Source organism: Nonlabens sp. MIC269 (assembly GCF_001430865.1).
GTDB classification, from domain to species: Bacteria; Bacteroidota; Bacteroidia; order Flavobacteriales; family Flavobacteriaceae; genus Nonlabens; species Nonlabens tegetincola.
The window spans coordinates 1392514-1406946 of sequence record NZ_CP011373.1 but is presented as its reverse complement, the minus strand read 5'-3'; the positions used below and the strand labels follow the sequence as shown (position 1 = coordinate 1406946).

The 14433-nt window shown below is 35.1% G+C and carries 18 protein-coding genes; 9 read left to right on the top strand and 9 right to left on the bottom strand.

The window, feature by feature from the left end; genetic code table 11:
- Positions 1 to 49 precede the first annotated feature (49 nt).
- Both AAT17_RS06600 and AAT17_RS06595 read right to left on the bottom strand, forming a co-directional pair.
- Positions 50 to 334, bottom strand: coding sequence for a hypothetical protein (locus AAT17_RS06600; protein WP_042276396.1), 285 nt, complete (start codon positions 332 to 334; stop codon positions 50 to 52).
- Positions 335 to 354: 20 nt separating this feature from the next.
- Entirely contained in the window at positions 355 to 1182 is an 828-nt protein-coding gene (locus AAT17_RS06595) for an SOS response-associated peptidase (RefSeq protein ID WP_042276394.1), read from the bottom strand.
- 132 nt (positions 1183 to 1314) lie between these two features.
- On the opposite strand from AAT17_RS06595, the gene AAT17_RS06590 reads away from it, so the two are divergent.
- From AAT17_RS06590 to AAT17_RS06575, 4 genes are all read left to right on the top strand, one after another.
- Entirely contained in the window at positions 1315 to 2085 is a 771-nt protein-coding gene (locus tag AAT17_RS06590) for a LexA family transcriptional regulator (RefSeq protein ID WP_042276393.1), read from the top strand.
- An 89-nt stretch (positions 2086 to 2174) separates the two neighbouring features.
- Complete coding sequence (locus AAT17_RS06585) at positions 2175 to 2447, top strand: hypothetical protein (RefSeq protein ID WP_042276391.1); 273 nt, start codon at positions 2175 to 2177, stop codon at positions 2445 to 2447.
- 11 nt (positions 2448 to 2458) lie between these two features.
- Positions 2459 to 2998: a hypothetical protein gene (locus AAT17_RS06580; RefSeq protein ID WP_060523361.1), complete on the top strand. Its 540-nt coding sequence runs from the start codon at positions 2459 to 2461 to the stop codon at positions 2996 to 2998.
- 6 nt (positions 2999 to 3004) lie between these two features.
- Complete coding sequence (locus tag AAT17_RS06575; RefSeq protein ID WP_105017722.1) at positions 3005 to 3259, top strand: hypothetical protein; 255 nt, start codon at positions 3005 to 3007, stop codon at positions 3257 to 3259.
- A gap of 206 nt (positions 3260 to 3465) precedes the next feature.
- On the opposite strand, the gene AAT17_RS13290 is transcribed toward AAT17_RS06575, so the two are convergent.
- Together AAT17_RS13290 and AAT17_RS06570 are read right to left on the bottom strand one after the other, a co-directional pair.
- A complete protein-coding gene (locus AAT17_RS13290) occupies positions 3466 to 3639 on the bottom strand; it encodes a hypothetical protein (protein WP_157539241.1) in 174 nt (57 codons plus the stop codon).
- Positions 3640 to 3648: 9 nt separating this feature from the next.
- Positions 3649 to 3855 (bottom strand): hypothetical protein, encoded by a 207-nt coding sequence (locus AAT17_RS06570; protein ID WP_042276388.1) that lies wholly within the window; start codon positions 3853 to 3855, stop codon positions 3649 to 3651.
- 137 nt (positions 3856 to 3992) lie between these two features.
- Between AAT17_RS06570 and AAT17_RS06565 the strand changes: the two genes are divergently transcribed.
- Positions 3993 to 4652 carry a DUF2461 domain-containing protein gene (locus AAT17_RS06565; RefSeq protein WP_060523359.1) on the top strand — a complete coding sequence of 220 codons (660 nt, stop codon included), beginning with the start codon at positions 3993 to 3995 and terminating at the stop codon, positions 4650 to 4652.
- 19 nt (positions 4653 to 4671) lie between these two features.
- Here the strand turns inward: AAT17_RS06565 and AAT17_RS06560 are convergent, their stop codons facing one another.
- Both AAT17_RS06560 and AAT17_RS06555 read right to left on the bottom strand, forming a co-directional pair.
- Entirely contained in the window at positions 4672 to 5649 is a 978-nt protein-coding gene (locus tag AAT17_RS06560; RefSeq protein ID WP_060523358.1) for a carboxypeptidase-like regulatory domain-containing protein, read from the bottom strand.
- Positions 5624 to 6886 carry a 3-deoxy-D-manno-octulosonic acid transferase gene (locus AAT17_RS06555; protein ID WP_060523357.1) on the bottom strand — a complete coding sequence of 421 codons (1263 nt, stop codon included), beginning with the start codon at positions 6884 to 6886 and terminating at the stop codon, positions 5624 to 5626. Before AAT17_RS06555 ends, AAT17_RS06560 begins: the two co-directional genes overlap by 26 nt.
- Before the next feature lie 118 nt (positions 6887 to 7004).
- On the opposite strand from AAT17_RS06555, the gene AAT17_RS06550 reads away from it, so the two are divergent.
- Positions 7005 to 8138: a DegT/DnrJ/EryC1/StrS aminotransferase family protein gene (locus tag AAT17_RS06550; protein WP_060523356.1), complete on the top strand. Its 1134-nt coding sequence runs from the start codon at positions 7005 to 7007 to the stop codon at positions 8136 to 8138.
- Between the two features lie 2 nt (positions 8139 to 8140).
- The gene (locus AAT17_RS06545) at positions 8141 to 9433 is read left to right on the top strand and encodes an amidohydrolase family protein (RefSeq protein WP_060523355.1); all 1293 of its coding nucleotides are present in this window, start codon (positions 8141 to 8143) and stop codon (positions 9431 to 9433) included.
- 52 nt (positions 9434 to 9485) lie between these two features.
- Here AAT17_RS06545 and AAT17_RS06540 read toward each other — a convergent pair whose 3' ends face one another.
- From AAT17_RS06540 to AAT17_RS06530, 3 genes are all read right to left on the bottom strand, one after another.
- Positions 9486 to 10829 carry an AarF/ABC1/UbiB kinase family protein gene (locus AAT17_RS06540; RefSeq protein ID WP_060523354.1) on the bottom strand — a complete coding sequence of 448 codons (1344 nt, stop codon included), beginning with the start codon at positions 10827 to 10829 and terminating at the stop codon, positions 9486 to 9488.
- Between the two features lie 110 nt (positions 10830 to 10939).
- On the bottom strand, positions 10940 to 11623 hold the full coding sequence (locus AAT17_RS06535) for a TetR family transcriptional regulator C-terminal domain-containing protein (RefSeq protein WP_060525029.1): 684 nt from the start codon (positions 11621 to 11623) through the stop codon (positions 10940 to 10942).
- A gap of 166 nt (positions 11624 to 11789) precedes the next feature.
- Entirely contained in the window at positions 11790 to 12149 is a 360-nt protein-coding gene (locus tag AAT17_RS06530; RefSeq protein ID WP_060523353.1) for a toxin-antitoxin system YwqK family antitoxin, read from the bottom strand.
- Positions 12150 to 12384: 235 nt separating this feature from the next.
- On the opposite strand from AAT17_RS06530, the gene aspS reads away from it, so the two are divergent.
- On the top strand, positions 12385 to 14136 hold the full coding sequence (gene aspS, locus AAT17_RS06525) for an aspartate--tRNA ligase (protein WP_060523352.1): 1752 nt from the start codon (positions 12385 to 12387) through the stop codon (positions 14134 to 14136).
- A 23-nt stretch (positions 14137 to 14159) separates the two neighbouring features.
- Complete coding sequence (locus tag AAT17_RS06520; RefSeq protein WP_060523351.1) at positions 14160 to 14417, top strand: hypothetical protein; 258 nt, start codon at positions 14160 to 14162, stop codon at positions 14415 to 14417.
- Positions 14418 to 14433 lie beyond the last annotated feature (16 nt).

Here is a 14433-nt window from a genome sequence, read left to right as displayed (position 1 = left end):
CTAGGAAATCCTGTGAGGTGCAATTCGTGTTATAAAGGAAGCTTTATTTTTAATCGTCCATGTTTTTTATGACAATGTCATGCACGGTAGGTTCCAAATAACTAATTATTCCCTCGCGTTCTAGGTCATTATTCCATTTGATTTGATGCTGTAACAATACTTCGTTGATGACCTCGTAAGCTTTATTAACTAGTTCATTAGTCTCTGCAACTTTTTCTGGCCAGCTTTTTACATTTTGTTTTAAAAGTTGAGCTACTAGTAATGATTTTTTCCTGTGCTGCATGAGTTGTTCAATCCTTGATGCAACCTCACATTTAATTTTTTCTATTGACATTTCATTCACGGTATTGGTGATTAAAACAATACAAATTGATCTCCTTCAACCAGGCGTTCTTCTCTTATACTATAAGAATGCTCTTCCTTGTATTTCAACTTTTCATAAGGACTGCGATTAAAGTCCATAAATAATTTATCTCCTATTGGTTTTAATAAGTCTAAACCGTTAGATTTTGGATTTTTAATTTTTTGAGAAATAGGATATGCGTTAAAACCTTTAGGGTCAAAAGGCTTCATAATTGATGATAATTGTTTTACATCTAGATCTGTGTCTAGCCAGAGCTCTTCTTGTTTTTTTGTAAGGACTAAAGGAGCGCGGTGATGCTCGATACGTTTTGTGATACGATTTGCAGCTGTGGTTACTATCGCTACTGTGTGATGTAATTGACCTGTAAGAGGATGTTGCCATATGTCGTAAATACCAGCTAGTGCAAATGGACCTTGATTTTGATTTGGATAAATAAAATAAGGTCTATTTAGTTTCTCGTGTTTAGGTCCTTCAATAAAACCATCGACTAGCACTAAGCAACGCTGGCTTTTTATCGCTTTACGAAACATAGGTTTCTGGAATATACCTAGTGCTCCATCATATTGACTGTTGTTTTCTTTATTGTTACTTCCTTCTGCACGAGCATTAAGCATATAAGTTTGCTTGTGTGCCCAGTGTGGAGTAAATCCTAATGTAAACATTTGTATGTGATGTGGGTTACTAGATGTAACTACAGGTATGAGGTCACCAGCGCTTATGTTTACATTTTCTACTAATGGTATTTTACTAGCAAATCTTGCATTAAATCGTTTTTCTAATGTTGCTTGTGACGATAGTAAAGTTGCTCTTCCACACATAATAAATCTTATTTTGGAATAATTCCAATAAAAATTCCGTTTAACAGGTCAAATATATGGAATAATTCCATTAAGTAGGAAATATTCCAGTGTTAAAATTGGAAATATTCCATTAATATGTATATTTGTTTTATGGCACAAGACATTCCAATAGAGGCTAAACGCTTTAAAATAATTAGAGAAGAGTTGGGTAAAACCCAATCTGAATTTGCTCAATTGCTAGGAGCTGGATCATCAACCGCAGATATTGAACGCGGCAAAAAGAAGATTACAGGAAGCGTAGTAGTTGAACTATTAAAGCAATTTCAAATAAACCCTATGTGGCTGTATGGTACAAGTTATAATAAGAAGCTGGATACAAGCGCTAGTACTTCACCAAAAGTGGTAACTCTAGATTCAAATGAACGCGAGAATATGATTATGGTGCCTATTAAAGCTAGTGCCGGTTATGCCAGTAATGTGCAAGATACAGATTGGTATAATGAATTGCCTGCTTTTAATATACCATTACCTCAATATAAGGAAGGTAGTTATAGAGCTTTTCAAGTAAAAGGAGATAGTATGTTACCCGTACTACAACCTAAAGAATGGGTAATGGGTAAAGCGGTAGAAAGTATGGCTGCTGCAAATAACAATCGTATTCATGTTGTAGTAACACCTGATAGTGTTCTAGTTAAAAAACTACGTAAAACCGAATCTAGTCGCGAGGTATACTTGATTTCATTAAATAGAGAATATCCAGTTATTGAACAACCCGTAGAAGAAATTACAGAACTATGGGAAGTGAATTCAAAACTAAGTTTTGACCTAGAGGTACGAGAAGGTCAAGAAGCTATGATTAGCTTACAAGAAGGTTTAGAAAGTTTAAGAGAAGAAATTAAAAAAATAAAGAGCTATAATTAATTTTTAATATTAACAATAGTATTAATATTTTGTTAATAAGTTAAACAATGCAATTTTTTTTTATTTAACTTTTTGGAAATTAATGAATTATGAAAACATTTTATCTTATTGGATTATTAATGACTTTTTCAAATTTTTCAACATCTGATTACAATTATTGTGGATGTGGGGATTTTGAAGGAGGTATTACACATTACCAAATTTTGAATAATGGTAGAGGTTGCTGTACTGGGACTGTGGTCGGTGAATACGCTTATTACGATACTTATGTAAATGAGGGTGAAGCATGGCATTGGATTGGTAGGGAATTTATTTCACCGGCAGCCGCACAAGAATCTTGTTGTTCAGGTCAAAACGTTTAAATTTTTATATTATGAAAAAAAATAAATTATTCTATTTTGTTTTACTAGCTATAATACTTATGGCGTGTACTAACAATTCTGAACAGATTAAAGATGATTCAGAAAAAGGGACCATTCCATCAGAAGTAGAAAAATATGCAGTTCCAAAATCTTCTGTCAGCTGGAATTCGGATAAATTTAATAAGTTGTCAATTGATGATTTGTTTGATGTTTACAAAGCTGAAAAAAAGGAACATCGATCGGAATTGTATTATAACAATTTATTAGCTATGTGGCACACTAATTTTTATAGTAGGACTTCTCAATTAAATGAAGAGCAAGTCAATGTTTTAATAAATGACATGTCAAGGATGAATTCTAATATCCCCTCAATGGCTACTTTTTATTCATTGGTAAACAAAAATTATAAATTATCAGACCCAAAAAGGAAAAAATTATTGGATGATTTTTATAATAAAAACAAAATGTATTTAGAGAATGCTTCTTGGAATAATCAAGAACTTCAAAAACAGAAATTAGGACAGCTTAATAAACTGCAATTCTTAAATTAATTTGTTATGAAGCTAAAAATCTATGTATTAATTATATCTATGTTTTTTCTAAACTTTTCTTTTGGAAAAAACTGTGATTGTGGGAATTTTGAGACAGGTTTGATAAAGTATAGTGTAGAAGATGAAACAGGCTGTTGTAGTGGTTCTTTCATTGGTGAAAATGGCATGATCGGTTTTTATGAACAAAGCGAAGGTGCTTGGATGTTAGTAGACGTAGAACCAATATCATTTTCCAGTATTACTGAGCAGTGTTGTTCATGATTAATATAGGTTAAATGTTTTTACTATTCTTACAACATCAATCTAAATTGAAATGAAAAGTGCATTAAATAAGTTTAATTATAATAAGCCTATCGAACAGATAAATAAACAAATGTGTTGAACTTATGGGTTGAATTTAGCAAGACTTTAAATCCAAAGCATAAAAAAAGGCACTTAAAAGTGCCTTTAATATTTTTAGCCGTTAATTAATCGGGATCTGCTGGAGTAGGGTTTGTGTCAAAACTTTCTTGAGCATCGCTGTCGTTAGCGTCTTCACCTAGTCCTTGTACTTCAACTTTGTCCATTCCAGGTCGTTCGTCACGACAACTGGTTAAACTTAAGGTGAATAAGAATAATAGACCTAATAATATCTTTTTCATAGCAATTTTTTAATTATCGTCGCCTATTTTTTCTATTTGCTCATCAATCTCTTCATTAACTTCCTTATCTACTTTTTTAGCAGCACGTTCAAGAGCTCCTTCAGTTTCTTCAGCTTCCTTTTCAACTTCTTTGATTACTGTTTTAGTTTCAGTTTCTCTACAAGAAACGACTAATGTGGTACAAGCAATCGCAAGTAATAAAACTATTTTTTTCATGTCGGTGTTTGTTTTGATCAAAGATATGTAGCTCACCTAGCAGTTAGTCTTATAATTATATTAAGTACTTATAAAAACTGTTAAATTGTTTACGCTTTCGCGAAAGCGAAACTATTTTAACACAAATTGTTTAAAAGATGAATTTTAGAAAGATGTTTGATTTTTTGCGTGATTTGCAAAAAAACAATAATAAAGAATGGATGGATCAAAATCGGAAACGCTACCATGAGGTACGGGACGATTATATAACCTGGTTGAATGAGCTGGATCAAAAACTAATGCAAGTTGATGATAATTATATTTCAACCGATGGACGCAAGGCGCTTAATCGAATTAATAACAACTTGTTATATCATCCTAACAAGCCTATATATAAAGATCATTTTGGGGCAGGATTAGATTTAAACGCTAGCGGTAAGCAGGGTGATTTTTATATCCATATAGGTGTAAATGAGTCTTTTCTGGCTGGTGGTTATTGGAAACCTAAAAAGGAATTGCTAGACTCTATAAGGGATGCTATTGATTATAACGGCGATGAATTCAAGAAGGTGCTTAATAAGAAGTCTTTTAAAGACACCTTTGACCTTATCGATGACGGCGAAAGTTTGAAAACGGCGCCTAAAGGATTTTCACAAGATCATGAACATATTGATTTATTGCGTAAAAAAACACATGCTGTATCGCATTCTCTTACCCAAAAGGAAATTATGCAAGCCGATTTTATGGATCATTGTGTGCATGTTTATAAAGAGATGATGCCCTTTAGAGACTATTTAAATAAGGCGGTAACTGTATAGTCTAGATTTTTTCTTTGAATTAGTCTTTGTAGAACACTTTAAACTCGGCGCCCATGCCGTAATTTTCATGACCACTGCGCAGTAATTTGCTTTTTGGATTATAGGAAAAATCAAAAAGTGTCCATTGTTTGTTGTTTAAAAATATACGACGTACATACGTTTTCTTCCCTTCTATCTCGTCAGTAAACGGTAATAGAGGTCTATAAGTTGTGGCTATTTTTTGGGTACCGTACTTAGATTTGAATTCACGATATTTTTTTGCTTTTATTAATTCGCCCTTGGGCGTGGTATAGCCTAAAACTTGTATGGAAGCAAAAATGCCTTCTTGAGGAATATTAATATTGAGTTCTTCAATATCCAGCTCGTATACGTCGCCAGCTTCTTGGGTAATTATAAAAGTTTTTGAAGGCCACAGAGATTCTCTTACTGGTTTGCCATCTGGTGATACGTCGTAAAACACAACTCTAAACATGGTAGAGAATCTTCTGGTCTGTTTACGATTTTTGCTGCGCTGCGTGTCTTCTAGTAATATCGGTAGTTTTAATGTTTTGATTTGAGTAGGTGCGTTTTCATAGCGATCAAATCTTACAGCGATTTCACTTTCTACAGTAGGTAGCCAGCAATCATGATAATTATCATGAGCGAGCTCTTTCTTTTTCTTTCGTTTATGTTTTCCTGTAAGTTGTGCGTTTATAATAACTGTTTCCAGATTGTTTTGTTTGGATTTGAGGAATAAAGTGTCTGCGATTTTACTCGACGATAAAGCTAATTCTTGATAGCCTATCGAGCTAATGAATAAAGAATCAACATCCTTATAAAGGATCTTTGAGAATTTGAATACACCATCACCATCGGCAAAGGTTCCATTACCGTTACCAAAACTTACCGTGGCAAATGCAATGCCTTCCTTTGTTTCATTGTCCACTACAACAATGTTATCTTGAGCATTATTAATTAAACTTATAAAAAGGCTAATTATGGACAACCATGTCTTCATTGTATTCTTTTAAATAATTAAGTATTAATCGAGTGGCACCCGTATTGCTGTTAATCCAATGTCCAGAAATCATACCAGTTTTGTCTCTTAAATAATCATCTTCAAAAAGTTTATTGATTATCTCATTGAATTCTTGTTTGTTTTTTATTGAAAACAGTCCGCCTAAATCTTCAAGTTTTCCTGCCTCAGGAAATTTTTCATAGTTTTTTCCAATCACTACCGGTATTCCAAAGGTTGCGGCCTCGAGAATATTGTGCAATCCTTTTGTACCCATAGCTCCACCTACATAAGCAATACTAGCGTAGCTATAGGCTAGAGTAAGCTTTCCTATACTGTCAATTATAAGGGTAGTTGTTTCTTCGACCACTTTATTTTTTTCAATCTCACTGTACAATTGTACAGGATGATCAAGTTGATCTATTAATTGCTTTATCGCATTACTATGAACTTCGTGTGGTGCTATAATTACCTTGTAATCTTCATTTTGACTATTGGAGTTTAACCAGTTCTTCATAACCGAAATATCCTCTGGCCAGCTACTACCTACCACGAGGCACTTTTTGTTGGAGAGAAATTCATCTAAGAAATCTAGATGGTTACTACGCTCAATGAGCTGGCTGGCACGATCAAACCTAGTATCGCCGCTCACGGTTGCATTTGTATATCCCAGATTTTTAAGATGGAATAATGAATGTTCATCTTGTAAAAAGAAATGAGAAAAGGCTTCTAAAGAAGGTGTCATCCACTTGCCGTACCAGGAATTAAAAGGCATTTTTTCTCTAAAAACTCCACTTACTAGTATGGTGTGAATCTTTTTAAGTTTAAGTTGGTTAAGGTATTGTGGCCAAAACTCATATTTTACCATAATTGCGAGACTGGGGTCAACCACCTTTATGAATTTTTGAGCATTAGTTCTTGTGTCAAGAGGTAGGTAACAAACAACATCAGCCAGCGAAGTATACTTTTTATTTTCAAAACCACTAGGTGAGAAAAAGCTTAAAACAACTTGATATTTTTCTCGATTAATTTTTTCTAGCACTGGGACTACTTGTTCAAACTCTCCTAGGCTGGCTGCGTGAACCCAGATTTTTGGAGTAGTTTTCTTTACCTTTTGATCAAGGATATCCCATGTAGCACCACGACCTTTTGCCCCTAGGTTAATCTTTTTATTGAATAATCCGATTAGGGGCAAGCCAGCCTTTGCAGCAGCGATTATAATACGATATAAAATTTTCAAAAAACAATTGATTTTACTCAAAAATAGTACAAAAAATACGCTTGGGTCATGCTCCTAATATTGCGTATTTTTACAAGTAGAGTCAAAACATTGACTTTTTCCAAAAATTAAATTACAAATGCGTAAGATTCAAATGGTTGACCTCAAAGGTCAATATGAAAAAATAAAAGAAGAGGTAGATGCAGGTATCATGAATGTGATAGAATCTACCGCATATATAAATGGTCCCGAAGTTCACGCTTTTCAAAAAGAGCTAGAAGAATACCTAGATGTAAAACATGTGATACCATGTGCCAATGGTACTGATGCTCTTCAAATAGCTATGATGGGATTGGGTCTAGAGCCAGGTGATGAAGTGATTACTGCCGATTTTACGTTTGCAGCGACAGTTGAGGTAATTGCGCTACTTAGGCTTACACCAGTTCTAGTGGATGTTAATCCTTTCAATTTTAACATTGATCCAGAGGCTATAAGAAAAGCCATTACTCCTAAAACTAAGGCCATCGTACCTGTTCATTTATTTGGGCAAGTAGCAAACATGAGTGAAATCATGGAAATTGCCAGAGAGCATGATTTGTATGTGATTGAGGATAATGCACAAGCTATTGGAGCTAACTACTTAAATGAGGATGGTACTAAGTCTAAGACTGGAACAATAGGTAATGTAGGTACCACTTCCTTTTTTCCTTCCAAAAATTTAGGTTGTTATGGTGATGGTGGCGCTATTTTTACTAATGATGATGATCTTGCTCATACCATAAGAGGAATCGTGAATCATGGAATGTATGTTAGATATCACCACGATGTTGTAGGAGTCAATTCACGATTGGATTCTGTTCAGGCAACTGTTCTTAGATCAAAATTACGTCGTCTAGATCAATACAATGAGGCTCGTAGAACCGCTGCTAGAAAATACACGGCAGCACTTGCTGGTAATGAGAAGATTATCACGCCGCTCATTTGTGATAACTGTGATTGTCATGTGTTTCATCAATACACCTTACTTGTAAAAGATACCGATCGCGATGCGCTCGTAGCCTATTTAAACCAACATGATATTCCTTGCGGTGTGTACTATCCTATACCATTACACCTTCAAAAAGCCTATGCCGATGATCGCTATCAAGAAAGGGACTTTGGAGTAACAAACAGATTAGTAAAGGAATGTATATCATTACCTATGCACACAGAATTGGATGACGAGCAAATCAAATTTATAACAGACAAAGTACTAGAGTTTGTAAATTCTTAATTATGAAAAATATCGCAGCACTGATGTTGTTGGTATGTCTCGCTTTCGCGAAAGCGTACTCACAACAACCTTCAACCACAACGTTCATACACGCAGGTCACCTACTAGATACCAAAAAAGGTGAGTGGCAAACCGAAATGACTTTAATCATTGAAGGGAATAAAATACAATCAGTGCAAAAGGGATACAAAACACCTACAGGACAAATAAACCTTATAGATTTAAAAGATCAATGGGTGATGCCAGGATTTACAGATATGCATGTGCATATGGAGACAGAATATAATCCACATGCATATGTCCAAAAATATGTAGACGATCCAGCAGATGTTGCTTATGACTCAGTAAAGTATGCTGAAATCACACTTCTTTCAGGTTTTACAACAGTAAGGGATTTAGGTGGTAGTGGTATAAATATTTCCCTGCGAGATGCTATTAATAAAGGGAAAGTGCCGGGACCGCGTATTTTTACGGCCGGAAAATCTATTGCTAGTACTGGCGGTCATGCAGACCCTACAAATGGTAGTAATCAAAAATTAATGGGTGATCCAGGTCCCAGACAAGGAGTAATTAATTCTCCCGAAGAAGGTAGGGAAGCTGTTAGACATAGGTATAAAAATGGCGCAGACTGTATAAAGATTACAGCAACTGGTGGTGTTTTAAGTGTTGCAAAAAACGGCAGTAACCCACAATTTACTATTGAAGAAATACGCTCGATTACACAAACCGCTGCTGATTATGGGTTTCATGTAGCTGCTCATGCTCACGGCGACGAGGGCATGCGTAGGGCTGTTGAAGGAGGTGTTAAAACCATTGAGCATGGTACCTATATGAGTGAAGAAACAATGGATCTTATGATTGAGAAAAATTGCTATCTAGTTCCTACCATAACGGCAGGTAAAGAAGTGGCACTCAAAGCAGAGGAAGAAGGTTTTTATCCAGAAGTGGTTGTACCCAAGGCGAGAGAAGTTGGTCCACAAATACAAGGGACCTTTGCGAGAGCCTACAAACGAGGTGTACCTATTGTTTTTGGTACTGATGCTGGTGTATTTGCCCATGGTAAAAATGCCAAGGAATTTGGCTATATGGTAGAGGCTGGAATGAAACCAATGGAAGCCTTACAAAGCGCCACTATTACACCAGCTATAATCCTTAATATGGAAAATGAAATCGGACAGTTGCAACCTGGTTTCTATGCAGATGTGGTAGCGGTGACAGAAAATCCAGAAAAGAACATCGCCATTCTAGAGCAAATAGATTTTGTTATGAAGGATGGAGTTGTTTTTAAAAACTAAGTATCGATTCTATAATGGCCTAAAACTATATTTTATAATAGCGCGCCTCACATTATGAGAGCGCGCTATGATTTTTAAGACCTTTTTCTTCTAGATACTTTATATAATCGTGAGTGTTTACAGTTGCTTTTAAATCGTGTAATAGATTATATAGTCCAAAGAAAGTACGATTGATATATAGGAAATGCTTACTACCTCTATTACCGTTCATTTTACGCAATTCCTTATCATTGCTATACTTCTCACTTAAAGAGGATATTTCATCCCAAAAAGATTCATCAGAAAAGTCGAAAGTTTTTTCTTGAAAAGGCTTAGTAAACAGACTAAGCATCTCATGGAATAAAGCAGAGAAATATTCAATTTCTTGATCAGTATCGTCCGGGCGTAGGATTTCTAGCTGTTTCAATTTTTCCTTGAATGTATCGGGATTGTTGATATGTTCTGGTACCGCAAGCTCAAAGTAAGGCTGGTAAAATTCTTCAGGTACTTGCTTGATACATCCAAAATCTATTGCAATTAATTCATTATCTTCTGAAATGAGAAAATTACCAGGATGAGGATCTGCATGTACGGCTTTAAGACCGTGCATTTGAAACATGTAAAAATCCCAAAGCGTTTGACCTAATTTATTCCCAGTTTTAGAGTTAAAATCTGTTTTTGCAAATTCACTTAAGTGTGTTCCTTGCATCCAATCCATGGTTATTATGCGCTTGCTAGAAAGCTCTGGATAATAAGATGGAAATTTTAATCCAGGTATATGACTACAAGCCTCAGTAACTTCTATACTTTGCTTTACCTCTAATTCATAGTCGGTTTCTTCTAGAAGTTTTTCTTCTACTTCGGCAAAATAACGTTTGCTGTCTTCGCCTTTCAAATTGAACATTTTAATGGCGATAGGCTTTACAAGGGCAAGGTCACTACTTATAGAATCTGCCACTCCTGGATATTGAATTTTTACAGCGAGCTGTTTACCATCCTTGGTCGCTTTGTGCACTTGACCGATACTAGCTGCATTTACAGAATCTTTTGAAAACGAATCATATATATCTTCAGGATATGCGTTTTGATACTTTCTAAATGTTTTACGAACTAAAGGTGCTGATAATGGTGGAACGCTAAATTGAGCTAGACTAAATTTTTCTACATAAGCACCAGGTAGCAAGCTCTTATCCATAGAAAGCATTTGAGCTACCTTAAGAGCGCTACCTTTTAAACTTTTTAATCCATCATAAATATCGGCAGCATTGTCCTCGTCCAAAGTACTGCGGTCAAGAGTTGGATTAACAGCTTTTTTTGAATAATATTTTAGGTAGTTGGCACCTATTTTGGCACCAGTCTTTACTAGCTCTGTAGTGCGGCCTATTTTACTAGTAGGTATTTTGTCAATTGTTTTCATAACAAGAAAATGTAAAACCTGATTTACATGCAAAAGGCTTTTAGCTATAACCGATTGCAAAACGATTTAGATGCTTTTATACCTTAAAATTCTTTACATCAATTTAGATTTTAAGCCATACGCTCTTTCCATAGGAATTTGCCAAAGTCTAAAACTGCATCTAAGGGTGTATTATCAAAAACATCAAAAATGGTATTAACGGATTTTTCAATAGCCATGTCTGTTTTTTCAAATTCTGGGCTATCATCATCCATCCAAAATTTTAAAAGGAAAAGCATTTGAATCCATGCGCCCTCGCTGTAGATACTTTCTGAACGCTCTAGTAAAATATTGGTCTTACTTTCATTACGTTCTTGAATTAATGTTCGAGCAAAATCCTTTACATGTTTTCTTAAACCTTTAAGTTCATCCATTTTGTTCATCATGCTTTGTTTACCATGTAGAGTAAATAAAACATAACTACGATTCATAGTTAGTAATTCAAAAAAGGTGTAGAAAAAAGTGAGCATTTTTTCACGATTAGAAAAATGTGCATAATCCTCATTCTTATGAGCAACGTCCATTGTCATAGTAAAAAAGGTATTCCAAATTTCCTTACGTAAACCTTCTATGCTTCCAAAATGTGCATAGAATTCTTGCTCTTCCATTTTATTTTCCTTGGCAAACTTGTATACACTTTTAGGTTCCTTTTCATGCTCTAAAACGTATTCCATGTAAGCCGTTATAATATCCTGGCGATTAGGAGTTTTCTTTTTAGTTGTCTTTTTTGCGGTAGATTTTTTTACTGTGGCCATAACAATTAATCCTTTTGGTAAAAATACAATTTTGTTTAACAAATACGTTAATTAAGTTAAACAAAGATTTGTTAAAGATTAGTCGTTAATAGATCTCAGAACTTAAAACTAGAAACAAAAAAACCTCGCCATTTGGCGAGGTTTTTATTGTATTAATTTTTTAAAATTAAGGTTTATTAATGGCTACTGCCTCCTTATTTGTCCAGTTGTTTACAGCAACAATTGCATTATTAGAATAATCAACCTCTACTAGTATTTCACCTTTCCAAAAAAACCACTTACCACTTCTTTCATTTTGTGAATATTCTGCTTGTGCTATCTTATTACCATTTTGATCATAAGAAATCCATTCACCATGGCGTTTTTTGTTTAAAAATGTTCCTTCCTCTGCAATTGAACCGTTGTCATGGAAATAAGTCGCCTTAACCATACCATTTTCTAATTGTTCAAATTGGGGCTTGTTCTCTTCTTGAGCGCTTACTATAAAACCTACAAGCAATGCTGCTACCATCAATACGTTTTTCATGACCTATACTTTTTAAGTTCTACCCAAAGTTAACTTTAAAATTACATATACACAACAATTAGGTAACGTTAAATTTACATTAGAGGTGTATGTTATTGAATAACAGAATATTATCAATTTTTAAAATCACATGTTTTATCGTGTTTTGTCATTGCTATGATATAAAATGTTAAGTATTTAATGTTTAATATCCGTTGGAATCGGTTTATTTTTGCTGCTCCTTATAGAACATATTATGTATAGAACACACGACTGCGGAAGTTTAAGAGTGAGCGATGTAAATAAAGAGGTAACCCTATCTGGTTGGGTTCAAAAATCTCGTGACAAAGGATTTATGATTTGGGTTGATTTGAGAGATCGTTACGGTATTACACAGCTTATTTTTGATGAGGACCGTACAGATGAGACAGTTATGAAAACCGCTCAAACGTTAGGTCGCGAGTATGTAATACAAGTAAAAGGTACCGTAATCGAGCGTGAATCAAAAAATGCTAAAATACCTACAGGTGATGTTGAAATACTTGTAAAGGAATTAAAAATTCTAAGTGTTTCAAAAACGCCACCGTTTACTATTGAAGATGAAACAGATGGTGGTGAAGAACTTAGAATGAAATACCGCTACTTAGATATACGTCGTAATCCCGTGCGTGAAAATCTGATTTTCCGATCTAAGGTAGCTATGCAGGTACGTAATTTTCTTGCATCTAAGGATTTTGTAGAGGTAGAAACACCTGTATTAATCAAATCAACTCCTGAAGGCGCTCGTGACTTTGTAGTTCCTAGTCGAATGAACGAAGGTCAGTTTTATGCACTACCACAATCTCCTCAAACCTTTAAGCAATTGCTTATGGTAGGTGGACTGGACAAATATTTTCAGATAGTAAAATGTTTCCGTGATGAGGATTTAAGAGCAGACAGACAGCCGGAATTCACACAAATAGACTGTGAAATGTCATTTGTTGAGCAGGAAGATGTACTTAACATTTTTGAGGAAATGACGAGGCATTTATTAAAAGAAGTTAAGAATGTCCAGGTTGATAAGTTTCCTCGTATGACTTATCAGGAAGCGATGGAAAAATACGGTAATGACAAACCAGATGTTCGCTTTGGGATGGAGTTTGGTGATCTTTCCGCTTTCGCGAAAGCGAGAGATTTTAAAATCTTTAATGAAGCAGAAATTGTAGTTGGAATTGCTGTTCCAGGTGCAGCTAGCATGACTCGTAAGGAAATTGATAAGTTAATTGATTGGGTAAAACGTCCTCAAGTAGGCGCTCTAGGAATGGTCTATGTAAAGTGCAATGAAGATGGTAGTTTTAAATCTAGTGTAGATAAATTTTATTCACAAGAAGATCTAGCTCAATGGGCAGAAGCTACAGGAGCACAGGCTGGTGACTTGATTTGTGTGTTGTCTGGACCTACAAATAAAACGCGCACGCAATTAAGTGCTCTACGTATGGAAATGGCAGAAAGACTAGGACTGCGTAATCCAGAAGAATTTGCTCCTTTGTGGGTAATTGATTTCCCATTATTAGAATGGGATGAGGATACAGAGCGCTATCACGCGATGCATCACCCATTCACATCACCAAAACCTGAAGATATTGAGAAACTTTCTACAGATCCTGGTAAAGCAAGAGCCAATGCATATGATCTTGTCCTTAACGGAAATGAAATAGGTGGTGGATCGGTAAGAATATTTGATAAGGAATTACAGGCGCTTATGTTTGACCATTTAGGTTTTACGCCTGAAGAGGCTAGAGCTCAATTTGGCTTTTTAATGGATGCTTTTGAATATGGAGCACCACCTCACGCAGGACTTGCTTTTGGATTTGATAGATTGGTTTCTATTCTAGGTGGTCAGGAAACTATTCGTGATTTCATCGCATTTCCAAAGAATAATAGTGGTCGCGACGTTATGATTGATGCACCTGCAGCAATTGATCAGGAGCAATTACAAGAATTAAATTTAAAGGTAACAGTAGAATAATTAGTCAAAGATCCTTTAGTTAAATGAAACCATTGAAAATCCTTGCAGTCTTATTGATACTAGCTGTTATCGTTATAGGTGCAGGGTTTTATCTAGTGCATCTAGGTAATGCCGTTGCTATGGGTCATAAACTTATAGGATTATCTACCTTATTTATTTTTTTCATCATCATGCCTGCCTTTATTTGGGTTAGATATAGTAAAAAGGACTTATCGGGTTTCAACCTTAATAAAGACAAGGAGAAGGAAGATATTGATGAAAATGGAGTAAATTGGGATTAAAATTTCCAAATATTAC

Bases quoted from the DNA above. Each gene is read 5' to 3' on its own strand.
- AAT17_RS06580 (WP_060523361.1), top strand. From the start codon at position 2,459: ATGAAAAAAAATAAATTATTCTATTTTGTTTTACTAGCTATAATACTT.
- AAT17_RS06575 (WP_105017722.1), top strand. From the start codon at position 3,005: ATGAAGCTAAAAATCTATGTATTAATTATATCTATGTTTTTTCTAAAC.
- AAT17_RS06545 (WP_060523355.1), top strand. From the start codon at position 8,141: ATGAAAAATATCGCAGCACTGATGTTGTTGGTATGTCTCGCTTTCGCG.
- aspS (WP_060523352.1), top strand. From the start codon at position 12,385: ATGTATAGAACACACGACTGCGGAAGTTTAAGAGTGAGCGATGTAAAT.
- AAT17_RS06550 (WP_060523356.1), top strand. From the start codon at position 7,005: ATGCGTAAGATTCAAATGGTTGACCTCAAAGGTCAATATGAAAAAATA.
- AAT17_RS06570 (WP_042276388.1), bottom strand. From the start codon at position 3,855: ATGAAAAAAATAGTTTTATTACTTGCGATTGCTTGTACCACATTAGTC.
- AAT17_RS06585 (WP_042276391.1), top strand. From the start codon at position 2,175: ATGAAAACATTTTATCTTATTGGATTATTAATGACTTTTTCAAATTTT.
- AAT17_RS06600 (WP_042276396.1), bottom strand. From the start codon at position 334: ATGTCAATAGAAAAAATTAAATGTGAGGTTGCATCAAGGATTGAACAA.
- AAT17_RS06540 (WP_060523354.1), bottom strand. From the start codon at position 10,829: ATGAAAACAATTGACAAAATACCTACTAGTAAAATAGGCCGCACTACA.
- AAT17_RS06520 (WP_060523351.1), top strand. From the start codon at position 14,160: ATGAAACCATTGAAAATCCTTGCAGTCTTATTGATACTAGCTGTTATC.
- AAT17_RS06530 (WP_060523353.1), bottom strand. From the start codon at position 12,149: ATGAAAAACGTATTGATGGTAGCAGCATTGCTTGTAGGTTTTATAGTA.
- AAT17_RS13290 (WP_157539241.1), bottom strand. From the start codon at position 3,639: ATGAAAAAGATATTATTAGGTCTATTATTCTTATTCACCTTAAGTTTA.
- AAT17_RS06565 (WP_060523359.1), top strand. From the start codon at position 3,993: ATGAATTTTAGAAAGATGTTTGATTTTTTGCGTGATTTGCAAAAAAAC.
- AAT17_RS06595 (WP_042276394.1), bottom strand. From the start codon at position 1,182: ATGTGTGGAAGAGCAACTTTACTATCGTCACAAGCAACATTAGAAAAA.
- AAT17_RS06535 (WP_060525029.1), bottom strand. From the start codon at position 11,623: ATGGCCACAGTAAAAAAATCTACCGCAAAAAAGACAACTAAAAAGAAA.
- AAT17_RS06560 (WP_060523358.1), bottom strand. From the start codon at position 5,649: ATGAAGACATGGTTGTCCATAATTAGCCTTTTTATAAGTTTAATTAAT.
- AAT17_RS06590 (WP_042276393.1), top strand. From the start codon at position 1,315: ATGGCACAAGACATTCCAATAGAGGCTAAACGCTTTAAAATAATTAGA.